The sequence below is a fragment of the Telluria sp. B2 genome (assembly GCF_051789535.1).
In the GTDB taxonomy this organism is placed as follows: Bacteria; Pseudomonadota; Gammaproteobacteria; order Burkholderiales; family Burkholderiaceae_D; genus Telluria.
In genome coordinates this window covers 3,759,960-3,780,890 of the sequence record NZ_CP196525.1, presented here as the reverse complement: position 1 = coordinate 3,780,890, position 20,931 = coordinate 3,759,960, and the positions used below count along the sequence as shown (strand labels likewise).

The 20,931-nt window shown below is 67.8% G+C and carries 19 protein-coding genes; 13 read left to right on the top strand and 6 right to left on the bottom strand.

The window, feature by feature from the left end:
- Positions 1–82 precede the first annotated feature (82 nt).
- Complete coding sequence (locus ACSUZJ_RS16785) at positions 83–1,669, bottom strand: DEAD/DEAH box helicase (protein WP_499410014.1); 1,587 nt, start codon at positions 1,667–1,669, stop codon at positions 83–85.
- 416 nt (positions 1,670–2,085) lie between these two features.
- The gene (locus ACSUZJ_RS16780; RefSeq protein ID WP_499410013.1) at positions 2,086–3,405 is read right to left on the bottom strand and encodes a transglycosylase SLT domain-containing protein; all 1,320 of its coding nucleotides are present in this window, start codon (positions 3,403–3,405) and stop codon (positions 2,086–2,088) included.
- Positions 3,406–3,841: 436 nt separating this feature from the next.
- Here ACSUZJ_RS16780 and ACSUZJ_RS16775 point away from each other — a divergent pair, with 436 nt between their 5' ends.
- From ACSUZJ_RS16775 to ACSUZJ_RS16760, 4 genes are all read left to right on the top strand, one after another.
- A complete protein-coding gene (locus ACSUZJ_RS16775) occupies positions 3,842–4,411 on the top strand; it encodes a DUF1415 domain-containing protein (protein ID WP_499410011.1) in 570 nt (189 codons plus the stop codon).
- A 34-nt stretch (positions 4,412–4,445) separates the two neighbouring features.
- Positions 4,446–4,619: a DUF1289 domain-containing protein gene (locus tag ACSUZJ_RS16770; RefSeq protein WP_499410009.1), complete on the top strand. Its 174-nt coding sequence runs from the start codon at positions 4,446–4,448 to the stop codon at positions 4,617–4,619.
- A 238-nt stretch (positions 4,620–4,857) separates the two neighbouring features.
- Positions 4,858–8,028 carry an EAL domain-containing protein gene (locus ACSUZJ_RS16765; protein WP_499410008.1) on the top strand — a complete coding sequence of 1,057 codons (3,171 nt, stop codon included), beginning with the start codon at positions 4,858–4,860 and terminating at the stop codon, positions 8,026–8,028.
- Positions 7,991–10,315, top strand: coding sequence for a xanthine dehydrogenase family protein molybdopterin-binding subunit (locus ACSUZJ_RS16760; protein ID WP_499410007.1), 2,325 nt, complete (start codon positions 7,991–7,993; stop codon positions 10,313–10,315). Before ACSUZJ_RS16765 ends, ACSUZJ_RS16760 begins: the two co-directional genes overlap by 38 nt.
- Positions 10,316–10,457: 142 nt before the next feature.
- Here ACSUZJ_RS16760 and ACSUZJ_RS16755 read toward each other — a convergent pair whose 3' ends face one another.
- Positions 10,458–11,663 carry a putative sulfate/molybdate transporter gene (locus tag ACSUZJ_RS16755; RefSeq protein ID WP_499410005.1) on the bottom strand — a complete coding sequence of 402 codons (1,206 nt, stop codon included), beginning with the start codon at positions 11,661–11,663 and terminating at the stop codon, positions 10,458–10,460.
- 8 nt (positions 11,664–11,671) lie between these two features.
- Positions 11,672–12,766, bottom strand: coding sequence for a substrate-binding domain-containing protein (locus tag ACSUZJ_RS16750; RefSeq protein ID WP_499410004.1), 1,095 nt, complete (start codon positions 12,764–12,766; stop codon positions 11,672–11,674).
- A gap of 130 nt (positions 12,767–12,896) precedes the next feature.
- Here ACSUZJ_RS16750 and modA point away from each other — a divergent pair, with 130 nt between their 5' ends.
- From modA to ACSUZJ_RS16725, 5 genes are all read left to right on the top strand, one after another.
- On the top strand, positions 12,897–13,688 hold the full coding sequence (gene modA, locus ACSUZJ_RS16745; protein ID WP_499410002.1) for a molybdate ABC transporter substrate-binding protein: 792 nt from the start codon (positions 12,897–12,899) through the stop codon (positions 13,686–13,688).
- Between the two features lie 12 nt (positions 13,689–13,700).
- A complete protein-coding gene (locus ACSUZJ_RS16740) occupies positions 13,701–14,522 on the top strand; it encodes an ABC transporter substrate-binding protein (protein ID WP_499410001.1) in 822 nt (273 codons plus the stop codon).
- Between the two features lies 1 nt (position 14,523).
- Entirely contained in the window at positions 14,524–14,910 is a 387-nt protein-coding gene (locus tag ACSUZJ_RS16735; protein ID WP_499410000.1) for a hypothetical protein, read from the top strand.
- The gene (locus ACSUZJ_RS16730; RefSeq protein WP_499409998.1) at positions 14,889–15,032 is read left to right on the top strand and encodes a molybdopterin-dependent oxidoreductase; all 144 of its coding nucleotides are present in this window, start codon (positions 14,889–14,891) and stop codon (positions 15,030–15,032) included. The genes ACSUZJ_RS16735 and ACSUZJ_RS16730 overlap by 22 nt, the downstream gene beginning before the upstream one ends.
- Before the next feature lie 88 nt (positions 15,033–15,120).
- A complete protein-coding gene (locus tag ACSUZJ_RS16725; RefSeq protein WP_499409997.1) occupies positions 15,121–15,333 on the top strand; it encodes a hypothetical protein in 213 nt (70 codons plus the stop codon).
- A 339-nt stretch (positions 15,334–15,672) separates the two neighbouring features.
- Here the strand turns inward: ACSUZJ_RS16725 and ACSUZJ_RS16720 are convergent, their stop codons facing one another.
- A complete protein-coding gene (locus tag ACSUZJ_RS16720; protein ID WP_499409996.1) occupies positions 15,673–16,098 on the bottom strand; it encodes a thioredoxin family protein in 426 nt (141 codons plus the stop codon).
- A 91-nt stretch (positions 16,099–16,189) separates the two neighbouring features.
- Here ACSUZJ_RS16720 and tsaB point away from each other — a divergent pair, with 91 nt between their 5' ends.
- The 4 genes from tsaB to ACSUZJ_RS16700 are packed head-to-tail and all read left to right on the top strand — an operon-like array spanning position 16,190 to position 19,287.
- The gene (tsaB, locus tag ACSUZJ_RS16715) at positions 16,190–16,897 is read left to right on the top strand and encodes a tRNA (adenosine(37)-N6)-threonylcarbamoyltransferase complex dimerization subunit type 1 TsaB (protein WP_499409995.1); all 708 of its coding nucleotides are present in this window, start codon (positions 16,190–16,192) and stop codon (positions 16,895–16,897) included.
- Positions 16,894–17,370 carry a ribosomal protein S18-alanine N-acetyltransferase gene (gene rimI / locus ACSUZJ_RS16710; protein ID WP_499409993.1) on the top strand — a complete coding sequence of 159 codons (477 nt, stop codon included), beginning with the start codon at positions 16,894–16,896 and terminating at the stop codon, positions 17,368–17,370. The genes tsaB and rimI overlap by 4 nt, the downstream gene beginning before the upstream one ends.
- A complete protein-coding gene (locus ACSUZJ_RS16705) occupies positions 17,367–18,329 on the top strand; it encodes a uracil-DNA glycosylase (RefSeq protein ID WP_499409992.1) in 963 nt (320 codons plus the stop codon). Before rimI ends, ACSUZJ_RS16705 begins: the two co-directional genes overlap by 4 nt.
- Entirely contained in the window at positions 18,310–19,287 is a 978-nt protein-coding gene (locus ACSUZJ_RS16700; protein ID WP_499409991.1) for a DUF1853 family protein, read from the top strand. The genes ACSUZJ_RS16705 and ACSUZJ_RS16700 overlap by 20 nt, the downstream gene beginning before the upstream one ends.
- A gap of 260 nt (positions 19,288–19,547) precedes the next feature.
- On the opposite strand, the gene lplT is transcribed toward ACSUZJ_RS16700, so the two are convergent.
- On the bottom strand, positions 19,548–20,798 hold the full coding sequence (lplT, locus tag ACSUZJ_RS16695; protein ID WP_499409990.1) for a lysophospholipid transporter LplT: 1,251 nt from the start codon (positions 20,796–20,798) through the stop codon (positions 19,548–19,550).
- Positions 20,799–20,931: the final 133 nt, after the last annotated feature.

Below are 20,931 nucleotides of genomic sequence, written 5' to 3'. Positions count from 1 at the left end.
AAAAAGGCTGCCGAGGCAGCCTTTTTTGATGCGACGTGTTTTTAATACGACGCGTGTTTGATGCGATGCGCGTTTCGTGCGATCAGTTGTCGCCGAAGGTGCGGCGTGCGCTGTCGAACGAGCGCGGGTGCGCATTGCCGCGGTAGCCGCCTTCGCGACGGGCGGCGCCTTCGCGCGGGGCTGCCGCGTCGCGGTTGTAGCCGCGGTCGCGGTTATAGCCGCCTTCGCGGGGAGCCGCGTCACGGCTGTAGCCGCCTTCGCGCGGTGCGGCGCTGCGGTTGTAACCGCCTTCACGCGGCGCCGCGTCGCGGTTGTAGCCGCCTTCACGGTTATAACCGCCTTCGCGCGGCGCGCCGTCACGCTGGCCGTAAGGCTTGCTGAAGCTGCGCTGGCCCGGCTTGGCTGCGCTGCGGCCGTCGCCCGGCTTCCAGCCCGGACGCGAAGCCGAGCGGGTCGGCGCCGAACGCTTCGGCTCGAAGCCTTCCACCACGTTGACCGGGATGGTCTGCTTGGTGAAACGCTCGATGCGCTTGATGTTGATGCCTTCCGCATGGTTCACCAGCGAGATCGCCACGCCGTTGCGGCCGGCGCGGCCGGTGCGGCCGATACGGTGCACGTAGTCCTCGGGGAACTTCGGCAGGTCGTAGTTCACCACGTGGGTGATGTTCGGCACGTCGATACCGCGGGCGGCGACGTCGGTCGCCACCAGCACGCGCACCTGGCCGCGGCGCAGGCTGTCGAGCGTGCGGTTGCGCGCGCCCTGGTGCATGTCGCCGTGCAGGGCGGCCGCGGCGAAGCCGGCGATGTTCAGGCGGTCGGCGATCATGTCGGCGTCGCGCTTGGTCGCGGTAAATACCACGGCCTGGTCCAGCGTCTCGTCGCGCAGCAGGTGGTCGAGCAGGCGGTTCTTGTGCGACAGGTCGTCGACGAAGTGCACGCGCTGCACGATGTTCTCGTGGCGGTTGGTGGCGCTGGCGATCTGGATCACCATCGGGTTCTTGGTGATGCGGCGCGCCATGCTGCCGACCACGCCGTCGAGCGTTGCCGAGAACAGCATCGTCTGGCGGGTTTCCGGCGTCGCTTCGACGATCTTCTCGATGTCCTCGATGAAGCCCATGTCGAGCATGCGGTCGGCTTCGTCCAGCACCAGGATTTCCAGCTGCGAGAAGTCGATCTTGCCCGACTCCATGTGGTCGATCAGGCGGCCCGGGGTCGCCACCAGGATTTCAGGATTGCGCGACAGCAGCTGCATCTGCTTCGGGTAGGGCATGCCGCCCAGGATCGAGACGGCGCGGATGCGGCGCATCGAGGTCGTGTATTGTTCGGTCGCGGTGGTGACCTGCAGGGCCAGCTCGCGGGTAGGGGTCAGCACCAGCATCTTCGGCTGGGCTGGCTTGAAACGGACGCGTTCGCCGCGAGCGCGCGCTGCCTGCGCTTCCTGCGCAGGGGTGCGGCCCATCGGGGTCGGCTCGGTGTTGGCGAACTTGTTCAGCGACGGCAGCATGAAGGCTGCGGTCTTGCCCGAACCGGTTTGCGACGAGACCAGCAGGTCGCGGCCGCCGATGGCGGCAGGAATGGCCTGTTCCTGGACTGCGGTCGGCTTCAGGTAACCGGCTTCGGTGACTGCCTTGACGAGTGACGCGTGGAGACCTAGTGCTTCAAAACTCATTGTTTTCTTTACTTTCGGTAGTGATCAGCGCTCGCCAATTGTTTGCGAGCGCAAAATAGCAACGCGAACCAACACAACGAAATGACTCAGAAATGAAAGAAATTTCGGCACAAAAGCTTTGCGCCGGGACGGTGTCAAGGATCGACACGCAGGGCGGGAGGGCTTTATGGGAGGGTATCTGAACGATACGCCTGGCTTGCGAAGCTGCTAGTTGTACAGTACTGAATACTGCGGTGCGGTGCTGCGGCATACTGCCGCGATGTGTTTTTGCAGCGCACAAACCACACTATACAGCACTTTCCAAATGCCTGCACAGTGTGGTTCATTTGATGTAGCGCAAAGAGCGGGCTGAGGTAAATCCAGCCCAGGCGCGATTCAGCGTCTTGCCGGGCTGGCGGCCCGGATGCGCGGGGCGCTCAGCGGTGCTTGCGGCGGCTGTTGGTGTTGCGCGAGACCCGGCTCTTCGACGGGGCCACGGCCTTGCTCTTGAAGCGCTGGGTGCGCGCGCCGCTGCGCTTCTCGCCGCGGTCCGCCTCCAGCGCCACCACGGCGCTCTCGATGATGTTCTCGGCGATGTCGCTGTGCATGCTGGCCGAGGTCTTCGGCACCAGGATGGTCGAGCCGGCCTTCAGGCGGGTCTGCGCCGGGATGTTGTTGGCCTGGCGGATGACTTCCGGCGTGGTGCCGAACTTCGATGCGAGCGAGGAAATGCTTTCCTTGGCGCTGGTGATGCGGTGCGTGGTCCAGTTCGACAGCGCCTGGCCCCACTGCGCCAGGTTCAGGTGGAACTTCTCGGCGTTTTCCTTGGGCAGCAGGATCTTGGTCTTCTCGCCGGTGATGACCGGGCGCTTGAACTGCGGGTTCAGGGCCTTGAATTCGTCGAGCGACATTTCCGCCAGCTGGGCGGCGACGGCGACGTCGATGTCGCTGGTCTTGTCGACCGCGGTGAAGTAGGGCTGGTTGTCGATGACCGGCAGGGTGACGCCGAACTGGCCCGGATTGGCGACGATGTTCTTGACCGCCTGCAGCTTGGGCACGTAGTTGCGGGTTTCAAGCGGCATCAGGTCGGCCAGGCTTTCGAAGTCGGTCGGCTTGCCCAGCGACTGGTTGGTCTTGATCGCCTTCAGAACGTTGCCTTCGCCCCAGTTGTAGGCAGCCAGGGCCAGTTGCCAGTCGCCGAACATGGTGTACAGGCGCTGCAGGTAGGTCAGGGCGGCGTCGGTCGAGGCCAGCACGCCGCGGCGCTCGTCCTTGAACATGTTCTGCTTCAGGTTGAAGTCCTTGCCGGTGCCGGGCATGAACTGCCAGATGCCGGCCGCGCTGGCGGTCGACAGGGCCTGCGGGTTGAAGGCCGATTCGATCACGGGCAGCAGGGCCAGCTCGGTCGGCATGCCGCGCTTTTCCAGTTCCTGCACCACGTGGTAGAGGTAGAGCGAAGCGCGGCCGGAGATGCGGGCCATGTAGTCCGGCTTGCTGGCGTAGGACTTGACGTGGCGCTCGACCAGGTTGTTGTTGATGTCAGGAATCGCATAGCCGCTGCGGATGCGGCCCCAGACGTCGGTTTCCTTGTACTCGTCGACCTTCAGCATGGCGGCGCCTGCCGGGGCGGCCGGGCGGCTGACGGCGGCACTCTGGGTGGCGCTGCTCGGGGCGTTATCGATGGCCTGGGCGAGTGGCGCGGAGAACAGAAGCACCAGCGCGGCGGCGACGGAAGTGAGGCGGGTCGTGTCGTACATAGCTTTCCAGTGTTGCGTCCAGGAACGGCGGGACTGACGATCAAGGGGGCAGTGTAAGGAGCTGCTGTTGAGGCAGTCAAGCAATATGTCAGCGCGGTTACAAAATTTTCTGTCTACTCTTTATGCTAACTAGCAATACTTTATGGAATTTCTTTAGGGGGTATGCGCGTTTTATTCCGTCTCGTCCCATGAAAAATGCTGAATAATGCCAAGGTACTCCCATGGGGTATCATAAAAATTGCCGTACAGAAGCAATGTATTGCGGCAATCTTTACGGCTGTGGCAGGCTGAGCGATCCGGCAAGGCCGGCGTGTTTACCGATGTGTTCGCGTGTGTCCAAACTTACCCGCCGCGCATCCGGGGACCTATGAGCGCACGCAAACTGTGCGTACAATCGCGCTCTCGCCTCAGGCATTTTTATTATCGAAAGCATCACATGAGTACTGCCAACCTGAACGCCGATGACGACGCCATCGTCGCCGCCACCCGCCGCTGGCTGGAGAAGGCCGTCATCGGCCTGAACCTCTGCCCTTTTGCCAAGTCGGTCTACGTGAAGGAGCAGGTGCGCTACGTCGTGTCGGCGGCGCGCACGCCCGAGGCCCTGCTGGAGCAATTGATGGACGAGCTGCAGCGCCTGTCCGACACCCCGGCCGAGGAGGTCGACACCACGCTGCTGATCCACCCCTTCGTGCTCAACGATTTCCTGGACTACAACGAGTTCCTGGATGTGGCCGACGCCGCGGTCGAGGACATGCATCTCGACGGCGAACTGCAGGTGGCCAGCTTCCACCCGGACTACCGGTTCGCCGACACCGACCCGAACGACATCTCGAACTACACCAACCGCGCGCCTTACCCGATCCTGCACCTGCTGCGCGAGGACAGCATCGCGCGCGCCGTCGAGGCCTTCCCCGACGCGGCCGAGATCTTCGAGAAGAACATCGACACCATGGAACAACTCGGCCACGAAGGCTGGGACAAGCTCGATGTCGGCCCCGCACGATAAGGCGGGGGCGCCCGTGCGTCCTGCCGGCACTCCCATGCGGCCCGACACGCCATGCGTCGCGGTCTGCTCGACCACTTTCGACGACGTCTGCCGCGGCTGCGGGCGCACGGTGGCCGAAGTGGCGCACTGGGTGTCGATGACGGCCGAGCAGAAAGAGCTCGTGTGGCAGCGCATCCTGGCCCAGGGCTATCCGCGCCGCAATACCTGATCCGCCTGCTTCTCGTCGCACCACACCTGAGCACGGTTGAAACACGTCCGCCCGGGCACCGCCCGCCCTGTGCGATCATAGCGGCGTAAGCTGCAGTCGCTGCGTCCACGGCCACCCGCGGTTGCAACGGGCTTGTGCGTGTCACCGTGGTGACTCACGGCAATTTACTGTGCATAATCGTGGTGTTTGCACCAGACGACTGGCCGGCCGCGCCGGCCCAACCCTTGCCGCCACGACGATGTTCCCGATTGATTTGCGCGCCCTCCCGTCAAGACTGAGCCGCCTTTACGGCAGGTCGGTCTACGGGGCGCTCCTGATTGTCGTCGTCGGCGGCCTGGTGATTCCGGCGCTGGCCGCCGGCTACCTGCTGCTGGCGGTGCAGGAGCGCCGTGCCACCGTGGCCGAGCTCGACGCCACGCTGCAGCGCAACGCCGAGATCCTCGCGCTCGGCGTGCAGGAGTCGCTGTGGAACATGAACGCCGATGCCGCCCGCCCGCTGGTCGACTCGTTCATGCGCGACCCCTCGATGGTGCGGATCCAGGTGCGCGGCACGGCCGGCGGCCCGCTCGAGGCCGGCTTCATCGACGCCCATGCGCCGGTCCGGCCGCTGGGCCGCGTGCTGCGCGCCGAACGCGAGATCGTGGTGCGCGGCCAGGCCATCGGACTGGTCACTGTCGAGATGGACGACCTGCGCAGCGAACAGGCGCTGCAGCGCAAGCAGCGCAACTACGCGCTGGTGCTGGCGCTGCAGGTGGCGCTGTCCATGGCGCTGATCGTCATCTACCTTGGAACCAGGCTGCACCAGCCGCTGCGCACCCTGGCCGCCTTCTCCAGGCGCCTCTCGCGCGGCGACTTCGATACGCCGCTGGTGCTCAGGGCGAAAGGCGAGCTCGGCATCCTCGGGCGCCAGATGGAACGCATGCGCGCCGCGATCCGCGAGCTGTTCGTCGACGTCGCCCGGCGCGAGGAGCAGTTCCGCACCATCGTCAACCAGGTGCCGGGGGCGGTGTTCAGCGCCCGCCCGGGCGGCCAGATCGATTTCGTGAGCGACGCCATCGAGGACATTTCCGGCTACCCGGCCGCCATGTTCATGCGCGGCAGTACCGACGCCTGGGCGAACCTCGTCTGTCCGGAAGACCGGCGCCTGCAGCGCCGCGTCTCGCGCGAAGCCATCCTCGCGGGGCGCAGCTACGAGGTCGAATACCGCATCGTGGACGCCCACGGCCTCGAACGCTGGGTGCTCGAGAGCGGCCAGCCACAGGGGCGTCCGGGCGAAACCGGCTTCCGGGTCGACGGCATCATTTCCGATATCAGCGAACGCAAGCACAACGAGATGCGCATCGAGGCCCTGCTGGTGGAGCAGGGCGCAATCCTCGATAACGTGATGTTCGGCGTCGTGTTCACACGCGAGCGCCGCATCGTATCGACCAACCGGCGCGCCGATGAGCTGTTCGCTTATCCGGAAGGCAGCCTGGTCGGCAAGCCAGCCTCGGTCCTGTTCGCCAGCAGCGGCGAGCATGCGCGTGCCGAGGACGAGTACTTTCCACGCATGGCGCGCGGCGAGGACCCGCGCCACGAGCGCCAGTTCCGCCGCCGCGACGGCAGCCTGCTGTGGTGCCTGGTCAGCGGCAGTTCGCTGGTCCCGGGCAATCCGGAAGCGGGAAATGTCTGGGTGTTCGCCGATATCTCCGAACGCAAGGAGGCCGAGGAAAACCTGCGCCTGTCGGCCACCGTGATCGCCCACATCGCCGACGGCGTGATGGTGGCCGACACCGAAGGCACGATCGTCGCGGTGAACCCGGCCTTCACCACGATTACCGGCTATGCCGAGGCCGAGGTGCTCGGCCAGCCGTGGTCGGTCACGCGCTCGCAGCGCCACGACGAAGCCTTCTACACCGGCATGGCGCGCGAACTGGACGGGGGCGGCGTCTGGCGCGGCGAGGTCTGGGCCTGCCGCAAGAACGGCGACACCTTCCTCGAGTGGCTCACCGTCTCGGCGGTGCGCGACGGCGAGGGGAAACTGACCCATTACGTGGGCGTATTCAGCGACATCACACGCCTGAAGGAGTCGCAGGAGCAGCTCGACTTCCTGGCTCACCACGACCCGCTGACGCGGCTGCCGAACCGGCTGCTGTTCCAGGACCGCCTGGTGCACGCGATCGGACGCGCCGCGCGCGAGCACCAGGAGCTGGCCGTGATGTTCATCGACCTGGACCGCTTCAAGAACGTCAACGACACCCTCGGTCACCAGGTCGGCGACCAGTTGCTGGAGCAGGTCGCCGGCACGCTCGGGATGCGGCTGCGCGAAGGCGACACCCTGGCGCGCCTGGGCGGCGACGAGTTCATCGTCCTGCTCGAGCACGTGGACGGGCACTTCGGCGCGGCCGAGGTGGCGCAGAAGATGGTGGCGCTGTTCGAGCAGCCCTTCCTGGTGTCCGGCCACGAGCTCTTCGTCACCGGCAGCATCGGCGTGAGCCTGTTCCCGCGCGACGCAGTCGACCCCAACATGTTGATCCGCAATGCCGACGTCGCCATGTACCAGGCCAAGGCGCGCGGGCGCAACGGCTACCAGTTCTACTCGCCCGAGATGGACGGCGAGGGCCTCGAACGCCTGCGCATGGAAGCCCTGCTGCGCCGCGCGATCGAGCGCGGCGAGATCTTCCTGCACTACCAGCCGCAGGTCGAGATCGAGAGCCGGCGCCTGATCGGCGTCGAAGCCCTGGTTCGCTGGCATAATCCCGAGCTCGGCATGGTCAGTCCCGTGCGCTTCATCCCGCTGGCCGAGGACACCGGCTTCATCAACCAGCTGGGCGAATGGGTGCTGGTCGAGGCCTGCCGCCAGGTGGCGCGCTGGGATGCCGCCGGACTGGCGGTGCCGAAAGTGGCGGTGAACCTGTCGGTGCGCCAGGTCGAGCGCGGCGCGATGGCGGCCCAGGTCAGGCAGGCGCTGGCGGCAACCGGGCTGGCGCCCGGCCGGCTGCAGCTGGAAGTGACCGAGTCGATCATCATGAACGCCGACGACGCGGCCGGCTTCGTCAGGGAATTGCACGGGCTGGGCGTGGGACTGGCGATCGACGACTTCGGCACCGGCTACTCGTCGCTGGCCTACCTGAAGCAGCTGCCGGTGGACGTGCTGAAGATCGACCGCAGCTTCATCAAGGACATCTCGACGGACGCCAACGACGAGGCGATCGCGATCGCGATCATCCAGCTGGGCAAGAGCATGAATCTTTCGGTGATCGCCGAAGGGGTGGAAAACGAAGACCAGGCGGCCTTCCTGCTGCGCCATGGGTGCGGCCGTGCACAGGGTTACCTGTACGGCCGGCCGGTGGGGCCGGACGAGCTGCTGGCGACTTGGGGATCGAAGAACAATGAGAGACGTAAACGCAAGCGGGCAAGCAGCTCTTGAGAAGCAACAGGTAGCCGTGCGGCGCTCGCGCCGCCGTTTCCTGCTCGGCGGCCTGCTCGGGAGCGGCGCGCTGCTGGTGGGCTGGGGCATGCAGCCGCCGCGCCAGCGCCTGCACACGGCCGAGCCGCTGGCGGTGGCGCAAGGGGCCGTGGCCCTGAACGGCTGGGTCGTGCTGAACCCCGACGGCACGGTCTCGGTCGTGGTGCCGCGCAGCGAGATGGGGCAGGGCGTGCACACTGCGCTGCCGATGCTGGTGGCCGAGGAGATGGACGTGGCCCTGGACCAGGTGCGCATTGCACCGGCGCCGATCGACAAGATCTTCGGCAACCTCACCGTGCTGCGCGAGAACCTGCCCTTCCACCCGGACGAGCGCGGCAACGTCAAGGACGGCACCCAATGGGTGCTTTCCAAGATCGGACGCGAGCTGGGCATCATGTTCACCGGCGGCTCGACCAGCGTGAAGGATGCCTGGGCGCCGATGCGCGAAGCGGGCGCGGTCGCGCGCGCGATGCTGGTGAAAGCCGCCGCCGAAGACTGGAAAGTCCCGGCCGCGCAACTGCGCACCGAGGACGGCTTCGTGATCGGGCGCGATGGACGCCGCGCCAGCTACGCCAGCCTGGCCGCGCGCGCGGCCGAGGTGGGCGCCGGCATCGACGCCTCCGATGTAAAGCTGAAGGAACCGCGCGACTTCCGCCTGATCGGCAAGGCAGTGCCGCGCCGCGACACCCCGGGCAAGGTCGACGGCAGCGCGCGCTTCGGCATCGACGCCCGTCCGCCGGGCCTGCTGTACGCGGCAGTGAAGATGTCGCCGACGCTCAAGGGCAGGGTCGCCTCCTTCGACGCCGCCAAAGTGAAAGACCTGCCCGGCGTGACCGGCGTGGTCGACTTTTCCTCGGCGCTGGGCGCACCGGGCGCACCTGCGGGCGCGGGCGCCGGCGTGGCCGTGGTGGCGCGCAGCTGGTGGCAGGCAAAGACCGCCGCGGCCGCGCTGCCGGTCACCTGGAACGAGGGCGAGGGCGCCGCGCTGTCCTCGGAAGCGATCTTTGCCGGCTTCGCGGCGGCCCTGGACAAGGAGTCAGGCTACACCTATTTCGAATCCGGCACCCAGGACGTGGAAGGCGTGGCCAAAACCGTCAGCGCCGAATACCGCGCGCCTTTCCTGGCCCACGCGACGATGGAGCCGGTGAACTGCACCGCCCAGGTCGCGGACGGCAAGGTGCGCCTCTGGGCCTCGACCCAGGTGCCCAGCATCGCGGTCGATGTGGCGGCGAAGGTAGCGGGCGTGGCGCGCGAGGACGTGAGCATCGACGTCATGCTGCTGGGCGGCGGTTTTGGGCGCCGGCTCGAGGGCGACATGGTGGCCCAGGCGGTGGCGGTGGCCATGCAGGCCGGCGGCAAGCCCGTGCAGCTGATCTGGACCCGCGAGGACGACACCACCCACGACGTCTACCGCCCGGCGGCGCTGGCGCGCTTCACCGCGCGGCTCGATGCCCAGGGACGGGTGCTGGCCTGGGACAACAAGTCGGCCAGCGGGGCGATTGGCCACCAGTATTTCCCGCGCAACCTCGGCCTGCCCGGCGTCGGCCCGGACAAGACCACGGCCGAGGGCGAATACGACATGCAGTACGAGATCGCCAACCAGCGCATTGCCCACGTGATCGTCGACAGCGCGGTGCCGCTGGGCTACTGGCGCTCGGTCGGGCACTCGCACAACGCCTTCTTCAAGGAGGCTTTCCTCGACGAGGTCGCGCATGCGGCCGGCCAGGACCCGGTGAGCTACCGGCGCGCGCTGCTGGCGCGGCATCCGCGCCACCTGGCGGTGTTGAACGAAGCCGTCCGCGCAGCCGGCGAGGCGCCCGCCGGCCGCGCTCACGGGGTCGCGCTGCACCAGTCCTTCGGCAGCATCGTGGCCCAGGTGGCCGAGGTCTCGGTCGAGGGCACGGACATCCGCGTGCACCGCGTCGTCTGCGCGGTCGACTGCGGCATCGTGGTGAACCCGAACATCGTGGCCCAGCAGATGGAAGGCGCGGTCGTGTTCGGCCTGTCGGCGGCGCTGGGCGGCGAGATCACGATCCGCGACGGGCGCGTGCAGCAGACCAACTTCGGCGACTACCCGGTGCTGCGCATGGACCGCGCGCCGCTGGTGGAAACCATCATCGTCCCGAGCGCAGAGCCGCCCGAGGGCGTGGGCGAACCGGGCGTACCGCCGGTGGCGCCGGCGGTGGCGTCGGCGGTGTTCCAGCTGACGGGCAAGCGGCTGCGCAGTTTGCCGCTGCGACTGGGGTGAAAACAGCTGGGGTCAGGTGAAAACAGCTGGGGTCAGGTCTGACATTCAGACACGAGCTCAAGAGTACCGGACAGCCGGTCTCGATATTGGCCCCCTGTTGGCATGAAGAGATCGGGCGCACGGCAGAGGCCGTGTCCAAATGTCAGACCTGACCCCTGCTGTTTTGACCCCTGCTGTTTCTTTGCCGCCGCGCGACGAGCCAGTGTGCGACCACACCCGCCACCAGCGCCAGCCCGACGTTCCACAGCGCCAGCCCGGCGGTCAGCAGCACCGGCAGCAGCACGCGCCAGTCACGCGTGCGCGGCGTATTGCCCAGGACCAGGCGCGCGCCGGCGAGGAGCAGGATCGCGCCCAGCACGGCGGCGGGCACGGCCTGCAGCAGGAAGGCGATCGCGCCGCTGAAGCACAGCGCCAGGACCAGCAGCGTGGCGCCGAAGATGAGGGGTGCGCCGCCGCTGCGCGCGCCGAATGCCGTGTAGGCCGCCATGCCGCCGGCGCCGTGGCACATCGGCACGCCGCCGACCAGTCCTCCCGCAAGGTTCATCAGGCCGGTGGAAAGCCCGAGCTTCTTCACGCTGGCGGGCCGGTCCGGAAACAGGCGGTTGTTTTCTTCATTGGTCGCGATGACCGCATTCCCCAGCGTCAGCGGCAGCTGCGGCAGGGCCAGCAGCAGGGTGCCGGTGACGACATCGTCCCAGGACAGATGAAACGGGGCGAACGCCGGCCAGCGCCAGGCAAAAGCGAAGCTGGCCTGCTGCCACAGGCTCGGGTCGCGCGCCACGCCGTAGGCCAGTCCGCCCGCCAGCAGCACCAGCATGCCCGGGAACAGCCGGCTCTTGCGCAGGAGGAGCGCCAGCGCGAGGGCCGCCAGTGCCACCGGCCAGTCCCCATCCATCATGCCCAGGCCCTGCAGCACGAACGTCAGACCCAGGCCGAGCATCACGCCCAGCACCGCTTCCTTCGGGACCAGGCGCGCCAGCCGGCCGGCCGCGCCGCTCATGCCCAGCAGTAGCCAGAGCGCGCCGGTCACCAGGCTGGCCGCCACGACCGCATTGCCCGAGACCATGCCGGCTTGCGCCACCGCCAGCGCGCCGATGGCCTTCATCGGCTGCACCGGCATTGGCGTGCGGTACGCCAGGCCGCAACCGACCAGCGCCACGCCGAAGGCCAGCAGGATGCCCACCGGGTCCATTTTCAGGACGCCGACGTAGGCGACCACATAGGGGATGAAGACGCCCAGGTCGGCGAAGGCGGCCGCCCATTCGACGCGGTCGAAGCGCAGGCCGGCGGCCCCGGGCTGGTCGCCGGGTGCGATCGCTCCGCCTGCGTGGCTCAGCTTCTCATCCATGCTTGCTCTCATTTCGGTTTGCGGAACGCGTACCAGGGCAGGGCGCGGCTGAGCGAGATGACCTGCCCGGCGCCGCTGGTGTCGTAGCCGGGCAGGTCGCCGATCAGTCCCTGCCACTCGCTGCGCCCGAGCAGTTCGCGCAGCTTGGCGATCGGCGCGCCGTCGACCGCTTCCTTCAGGCAGACAAAATAATACTGCTCGCGCATGACCGGGATGAAGGACAGCCCGAAGCCGGCGGCCGCGGCCTGGATGCCGAAGCCGGCGTCGGCCAGGTTTGATGCGACCGCCGCCGCCACCGCCAGGTGGGTGGGCTCGGCGCTGTCGTAGCCCTGCACGCCGGCCGGGTCGACTCCCGCCTGCGCCAGCAGTTGTTCGACCACCAGCCGGGTGCCGGAATGGGGCTGGCGGTTCACGAAGCGCACGTCCGCCCGCGCCAGGTCCTGCACGCCGGCGATGCGTTTCGGGTTGCCCGGAGCGACCATCAACCCCTGTTGCCTGCCCACGAAATTGATCAGCTTGTGGCGGCCCGGCTTGAGCAGGGCCTTGAAGGCCTTCTGGGTCATGCTGCCCGGCGCGCGGTCTTCGCTCACGTGAAAGCCCGCCAGCAGGCACTCGCCGCGGCTCAGGGCCGCTATGCATTCCATACTGCCGCGAAACTGCAGGTCCAGGTGCAGCATGGCGTCGCGCGCCATGAACTCCTTCAGGCGCGGCAGGGCCAGGTCGTGGCTGGCGAACATCGGGATCACGTGCGCGTTGGGATCGAAGGCCAGCGCGAATTCGCGTTCCATCTCGGCGATCAGGTTCTCGACCTGGGGCTGCACCCGCATCCGGGCGCGCTGCTCGGCGAACAGCAGCTTTTCGCCGAAGGGCGAGAGGCGCGCGCGCTTGCCGCGCTCCCAGACGATCAGGCTGGCGGCCAGCACCGTTTCCCATTTCTTCAGTTCACCCCAGACGTGGCGGTAGGACAGTTGCAGGCGCGCGGCTGCCTGGCCGACCGAGCCGGAGGCGTGGATGGCGGACAGGATGTCGAACAGGGGATTGTCGAGCTGGCTCCGCATGCCGGCCTGGCGGTCGAAGGTATAGGCTAGCTTAACGTGCAACATAATCAAGGTGCGACATATGCAATGATGTTCATATTGAAAGTTTTTGAAGGCGGCTTACCATAGCACATCGATAACAATCACACAGGGGATGCGGATGGGACGGCACTCGGATAGACGTGCGTTGGGCGTGATGCTGCTCGCTTCACTCTTGCCCGGCCCTGCGCCGGCGCAGGAAAGCGCCGCTGCGGCAGGTGCCGGAGCAGGCGCACCGGCGCCCGTGCTGCTGGCCGCCGGCAGCCTGCGCCAGGCCTTCGGCGACATCCTCGTGGCCTACCGCGCCGGCGGCGGGGAGGCGTTCGCGGCCCAGTACGGTCCCTCGGGCAAGCTGCGCAAGGAGATCGAGGGCGGGCGCCCGGTCGACCTGTTCGCCTCGGCCGCACTGGAGCATGCCGAGGCGCTGGCGCGCCAGGGCCTGCTGGGCCAGCCGAGCGTCTTTGCCCATAACGACCTGTGCGTGGTGTCCACGCCCCAGCTCGGCCTGCGCGCGGCGAACCTGCTCGAGATCCTGGCCCGCCCCGGCGTGCGGCTGGCGACCTCGACCCCGGTAAGCGACCCGATGGGCGACTACACCTGGCAGTTCTTCCGCAAGGCCGACGCCCGGCAGCCGGGCCTGTACAAGGTGCTCGACGCCAAGGCGCTCAAGCTCTCCGGCGCCGCCAACGTCGATCCCAACAGCACCCTGCCGTATGTCGCGGCCTTCGCGGAAGACAAGGCCGACGCCTACATCATGTACTGCACCAACGCGGTGCTCACCAGGAACACGCTGCCGCACCTGGCGCAGCTGCGCATTCCCGACGAGCTGAACGTGCGCAGCAGCTACGGCATCGCCGCGCGCCCGGGTTCGGAAGCGGGCGCGCGCCTGCTGCGCTTCGTGCTGAGCCCGGCCGGCCAGGACATCCTGCGCACTTACGGATTTCATTGAGAGGAAACGAGCATGCTGAATCTGAAGAAACACCTTGCCCTGCTGGGCTTCCTGCTGGCCGCAGCCACGGCCGCGCCGGCTTTTGCCCAGCAGGTGATCCGCCTGTCGACCACCACCAGCACCGAGAACTCGGGCCTGCTGCAATACCTGCTGCCGAAGTTCGAGGCGAAGACCAGTTCGAAGGTCAACGTGATCTCGGTCGGCACCGGCAAGGCGCTGGAGCTGGCGAAGAACGGCGACGTCGACGTGACGCTGGTCCATGCGCGCGCCAGCGAAGACAAGTTTGTCGCCGAAGGCCATGGCGTGAACCGGCGCGACGTGATGTACAACGACTTCATCATCGTCGGTCCGGAGAGCGACCCGGCCGGTATCAAGGGCAGCAAGGACGTGCTGGCCGCGATGAAGAAGATCGTCGACACCAGGGCCAGGTTCATCTCGCGCGGCGACAATTCCGGCACCGACCAGATGGAGAAGGGCTACTGGAAGCAGGTCGGCAGCCAGCCCCAGGGGCCGGCCTACGTCTCGGCCGGCCTGGGGATGGGCGAGGTGCTGAACATGGCCGCCGAGCTGCGCGCCTACACCCTGACCGACCGCGCCACCTACATCGCCTACCGCGCCAAGACCGGCCTGCAGATCGCGGTCGAAGGCGACCCGAAGATGTTCAACCCCTACGGCATCATCGCGGTCAACCCGCAGAAGCACAAGGAGGTCAACTACAAGGGCGCGATGCAGCTGGTCGAGTGGATCACTTCGCCCGAGGGCCAGAACCTGATCGGTTCGTTCAAGGTCGAGGGCCAGCAGGTCTTCTTCCCGTCGTACAAGGGCGAGAAGTAGGATGGGGCGCGCCCGCGGTGCCTGGCTCCTGCCGCTGCTGCTCGCGTGCGGGTTCGCCGCCGCCCAGGAAGCCCTGCTGGAGGTGAAGGTCGGCGCCGCCGCGCCGCGGCGCCTGGGCCAGGCCGAGCTGGCCGCGCTGCCGCAGACGGAAATCGTCGAGGCGCGCAGCGTCGGCGCCGGCGGCAAGGCCGAGAATGCAGAGGTGCGCTGGCGCGGCGTGCTGCTGCGCGACCTGCTCGATGCCGCCGGGATGCAGAGCATCGACCGCTACGCGCTGCGCCATTCGGGCGTGGTGGCCCGCGCGACCGACAAAACGCCGTGCTGTTCTCCTGGGGCGAACTGTATAACGCCCGGCCCGGCGAGAACGTGCTGGTCATCACCTCGATGAACGGCAAGCCGCTGCCGGCCAGCGAAGGGCCTTATGCGCTGCGTTCGCTGCTCGATACCCGCTCCGGCCCGCGCCACGTGAAGTGGCTCAACCGCGTCGAGGTCTTCACGGTCCCGAAATAGGGGGCTTTGCCTGGCGGCTAGCCGACGCCGCGCATCGGCGGGCTGTGTCACACTGGTTCGCCAATGAAAACATCCATGGAGGAACATCATGGCAACCGACAACCAGACCAAGCAGACCAACCAGGCGCAACAGGCTCCTGAAGCACCCCAGGCGGACGGGCACAAACCCGCCGACGACAGCCCCGAGGCCAGGGCGAAGGCCGCGTTCGACGGCCTGGCGGACAAGAAGCCCGAGGAACTGACGCCGGAAGAGCTGCGTCTGATGGCCGACACCATGCCGGGCGAAGGGCCGGGCGACTGAAACCGCTGGCCGGCCCCTCGCCCGATACGGGCGCCGCATCCTGGCCGAGCTGGCGCGCCTGGTCCGGTCGCCGTTCTCCGGCGCCGCCCTGGTGCCGCGCGTTCCCGGGGTCATCCCGCAACTGCTGCGCACCCTGCGCGACGAGAACATGAACGCTGCCGACCTGTCGCGCCACCATGCCGGCCCGCCGGTGGACAGCATGGAGGCGCCATCATGCTGCTCGGGCAGAACGGTATGCGCATGCTGCTGGGACGGGCGACCGTGCGTCAGGTGCTGAGCATGCAGGACGGCGTCCTGGCCAGGCGCGCCGCGTCGCTGGTGGTGTTGCGTCGGGAGCGCTCAGCCGGCGTCCTGCAGCAGCGTGCGCAAATTGCATTCGCGCTGCCATTCGCGCCGCTCTTCGCTGGACTGGGCCAGGCGCGCAAGTTCCGCCGGAGGCAGCTCGGCCTGGGCCAGCAGCAGGCGCTCGGCGACGGCGGCGTCGGGCAGCATGGTGCCGAAAAAGGCCACGGTGTCCTCGCGCTGCAGCAGCAGGGTGGGGAAGTTCTCGACGTCGAGGTCGCCGACCACGTCGGCCTGGTCTTCGATGTCGATCCAGACGAAGACCTTGTCCGGGTGGCGCGCGGCCAGGCTGTCGAAGGCGGCGCGGTAGCCGCCGCAGGTGCCGCACCAGGCGGCGCACAGGCAGGCGACAACCCAGCGGTCGCCATCGATGGCGGCGGCGATGGCGTCGCGGTTATCAAGATCGAGTGTCAGGCTATGCATGGGCGAATTCTACCTCGGGCGGACGAATCCGGCAGCCTCCGCATGGCGAGCGGCCATGGCCGGGCTGCGGCCCGGCGGGTTAAAATAGCGCATGCCTAATATCCTTGCTATCGAAACCTCGTCGGAACTCGCCTCGTGCGCGCTGCTGTCCGGCGCCCACCTCTTTTCACGCGAATCCGGCGGCGTGCGCACGCACTCCCAGGCCGTGCTGCCGATGGTGCAGGAACTGCTGCGCGAAGCCGGCGTGAAGCTGGCCGAGCTCGACGCCATCGCCTTCGGGGCCGGTCCCGGTTCCTTCACCGGCGTGCGCACCGCCTGCGGCGTGGCCCAGGGCCTGGCCTTCGGCGCCGAACTGCCGGTGGTCCCGCTGGTCACGCTTGAAGCAATGGCCGAAGCCTGCCGCGCGCGCACCGGCGCGACCGAGGTCCTGGCGGTGCTCGACGCCCGCATGGGCGAAGTCTACTGGGCCCAGTACCGCTTTGATGCCGGCTGGAAAGCCGTCGCCGAGCCGCTCCTGTCCGCGCCCGAGGCCGTCCAGCCGCTGGCGGCAAGCGGCCTGGTCGCCTGCGGCAATGGCCTGACTGCGTATCCGGACGCCTTTGCCGGCAAGGACTTCGCAGTAAACGCGCACGGCGACATCATCCCGCACGCGCGCGAGCTGGCCGTGCTGGCCGCGCCGGCCCTGGCTGCCGGGCAGGGCGTTCCGGCAGCCCAGGCCCAGCCGCTCTACCTGCGCAACAAGGTGGCCTATACCAGCGCCGAGCGCCAGGCCATCAACGCGGCCAAGGCGGGCGCATGACGGGCGCGCCCAGCCCCGCCGCTGCTGCGCTGGCGCTGGCGCCGATGACGCCGGCCGACGTCGACGAGGTCCACGCCCTGGAGTGCAGCGTGTTCCCGCATCCCTGGAGCCGGGCCAACTTCGACGACTGCCTGGTCAGCGGCTACGACGCCTGGGTCGCGCGCGACGGCGCCGGCAGGCTGGCCGGCTATTTTCTCCTGATGTACGCGCTCGACGAGGCCCACCTGCTCGACGTGGCGGTCGCGGGCGAGCGCCACGGCACCGGGCTGGGGCGCTGGCTGCTCGACGCCCTGTGCGCGCGCGCCCGCGACATGGGCGCGGCATCGGTGCTGCTCGAAGTGCGTCCGTCCAACGAGCGCGCCCTGCATGTGTACAAACGCTACGGTTTCGAGGAGATCGGCCGGCGCAAGGGGTATTATCCGGCGCATGAGGGCAAGCGCGAGGATGCGATCGTGATGAGGTTGGTTGTATGAAGGTGAGCGAACGCGACGAGGTGTTCCTGCAGGAGATGGGCATCGCCCCGCTGTGGCGCCTGCGCCATCCGCCGCAGGAGGAAGCGCCGGCGGAAGCGGCGCAGGAGCAGGCGAGTCCGGCCGAGGTGGCCGCGCCTGTGCCGGCTCCCGTCGAGCGGGCGCCGTCGCCCGCGCCGATGGACGCCGCATGGGCCGAGCCCGAATCGACGCCCGCGCCGGCACCCGCACCGGCGATCGCGCGCGCGCCGGTGCCCGAGCCGCGCGACCCGGCCTGGGGCCCGATCCCGGCCACGGCCGCGCCGGCGCCCGCCCGCTGGACGCCGCCGCCTCCGCCCGAGCCGGAACCAGATCCCGACGCCATCGACGAGGCGGCGATCGCCGCCATGGACTGGGACGAGCTGCGCACCGCGATCGCCAACTGCAAGCGCTGCGGCGCCTGCGCGGGCGGCGCCAAACCGGTGTACGGCGCCGGCGCGCGCACGGCGCGCTGGTTCGTGGCTGCCGGGGCGAGCTCCGCCGCCGACGAGAAAGCGGGCGTGCCGCTGGCCGGGGAGGCCGGCAAGCTGCTCGACAACATGCTGGCCGCGGTCGACCTGTCGCGCGAGCGCGATGTCTACGTGACCAACCTGGTCAAGTGCCGCCCGACCTCGGCAAACGGCGGCGACCGCGCGCCGACGGCGGACGAAGCGGCCGCCTGCCGTCCCTTCCTGGCGCGCGAACTGGCGCTCTCCAAGGCGGCCACCGTGCTGACCCTGGGCCAGATCGCCGCCAACGGCCTGCTGGGCAAGCCCCTGCAGGAGCCGCTGGCCGGCGCGCGCGGCGCCGTCCACGCGTTCGGCGCGGCAGACCTGGTGGCCACGCTGCATCCGGGCGAACTGTTGCGGCGCGGGCTGGACAAGGCCCAGGCCTGGGCCGACCTGTGCCGGGCGCGAGCTGCCCATGCGCGACGGGGCCGATAGCTACCAGGCGTCCTTCCACCGCCGCTGGGGCCACCTGCGGCGCGCGCGGGTGCGTGCGCTGGCCTGGCTCCTCGATTCTCCCGACCTGCTCGATGTCGACGCCCCGCACTGGCAGGGCCGCATCGCCTCGCTCGGACCGGTCACGCCCGACACCGAGCGCTGGCTGGCAGAACTCGACCGCGATCCGGCGCCGCTCGACGCCGCCCTCGGCCCGCGCGTCTACACCCGCCTCGGGCTGTACGCGGAAAAGCTGATGGCCTTCTACTTCGAACACCAGGGCCGGCTGATCGCGCACGGCCTGCAGATCCGCGCCAGCCGCAACGACACCGTCGGCGAATTCGACTTCCTGCTCGATGCCGGGCCGGAGGCGGTCGAGCACATCGAGTTCGCCACCAAGTTCTATCTCCTGCAAGGCAGGGAAGGACAAGCCGGGCAGCAGTTCGACGCCCTGGTCGGGCCGAATCTGGCCGACAGCCTGGGCGCCAAGATGCGCAAGATCTTCGAGCGCCAGCTGGAACTGGGCGCCCATCCGGCGGCCCAACCCCTGCTCCCAAGGCCGGTGGCGCAGGCGCGCGCGCTGGTGAAGGGCTGGCTGTTCTACCCGGCCGGCAGCTGGCCGGCGATGAGCGGCATCACGGCCGGCCACTGCCGCGGCTTCTGGTGCGCGCTGGACGAGCTCGATGCGACCGGGGCGGACGCCTTCCTGATCCTGCCGCGCCTGCAATGGCTGACGCCGTTCCGGGCCATGTCGGCGGCCTGGCTGCTCAACCGGGCCCAGCTGCATGCGGAGCTGGAAGCGCAGTTCGAGGAGTCGGCTTCGCCGGTGCTGGTGGCCGTGGTGCGCGAGACGCCGGGCTGCGTGGAAGAGGTCGAGCGGGGATTCATCGTGCCGAACAACTGGCGCGAGCGCGCAGCGGCCCGGCGCGCAACGGATGTGGCGCGAAATATTGTTTGGTAAATATTAATTCTTTGCAAATATTGTTTGCAGGGCAGCGTCGCCCGTAGGGTGGGCACTCCGTGCCCACGCGTTACGCACGTATCCCGTATTGTTGACTGTGCCGCAGCGCTACGCGGCGCTAATAGCACCGCTATCAGCTACGCTTGAAGCTGGCGAGCGACACTTGGCAATACCTAGCCGAACGATACGCACGTAACGCGTGGGCACAGGGTGCCCACCCTACGGTCGCGGCCGACGGCCCGGCGACGAGCGCGGCCTGATCAGTGCTTGTGCTCGCCAATCAGCGCCAGCGAATCGTGCTGCGCCTGGTTGCGCTGGTGCCGCTTGAGGATCAGGTAGGTGATGCTGGCGATCGACAGGCCGAAGATCACGATGATCACGTTCAGGTCGAGGTTCAGGGTGATCATGATGGCGTACAGCGCCAGCATGGTCAGGATCGACAGGTTCTCGTTGAAGTTCTGCACGGCGATCGAGTGGCCGGCGCTCATGAGCACGTGGCCGCGGTGCTGCAGCAGGGCGTTCATCGGCACCACGAAGAAACCCGACAGGAAGCCGATCAGGGCCAGCAGCGGGTAGGCGATGATCACGTCGTGCACGAAGACCATGACGGTGACGACCAGGCCCATGAAGATGCCCATCGGGATCACGGTCAGCGACTTGCGCAGGGGGATGATCCTTGCCGCCAGCGCCGCGCCGACCGCCACGCCGATCGCGACGACGCCGATCAGGCTGGTGGCTTTGTCGAGCGGCATGTGCAGCGAGCGCTCGGCCCACTTCAGCACGATGAACTGCAAGGTCGCGCCCGCGCCCCAGAACAGGGTGGTGATGGCCAGCGAGATCTGGCCCAGCTTGTCTTTCCACAGCGTGGCCGAGCAGTTGGCGAAGTCGGCGATCAGCTTCATCGGATTGCGTTCCTGGTGCTCGTAGCGCGCGCCGGTGTCGGGAATGCGCAGGTTGAACAGGGCCGCAAGAACATAAATGGCAACCACCACGGCCATCGCGGCCTCGCTGGTGGTGTCGATGCCGGGAATGCCGAAGCCCAGCAGCAGCGCCGAGCCGGCCTGGCTGACCAGGGCGCCGCCCAGCACGGTGCCGAAGATGATCGACATCACGGTCAGGCCCTCGATCCAGCCGTTGGCGGCGACGAGTTTTTCGGGCGGCAGCAGTTCGGTCAGGATGCCATACTTGGCCGGCGAATACACGGCCGCGCCGAAGCCGACGACGGCATAGGCAAGCAGGGGGTGCACGGTGAGGAACATCAGGCCGCAGCCGAAGATCTTGATCAGGTTCGCGATGAACATGACGCGCCCCTTGAGCATGGCGTCGGCGAAGGCGCCGACGAAGGCGGCCAGCAGCACATAGAACAGGACGAACGACAGCTTCAGCAGCGGAGTGAGCGAAGCCGGGGCATTCATCGTCACCAAGATGTCAATGGCTACGAACAGCAGCGCATTGTCTGCCAGCGACGAGAAGAACTGCGCCGCCATAATGGTGTAAAAACCACGGTTCATCGAGAATATCTGAAAACTAGTGTGGGTTGCTTTATACCATGAAAGGTCGGCTCGCCAAAGAAAACAGCCGGGCAGGACCCGGTCCGGTCCGGTAAAATAGAACCTTTCACCTAATTCACGATTCCTCCGCTTT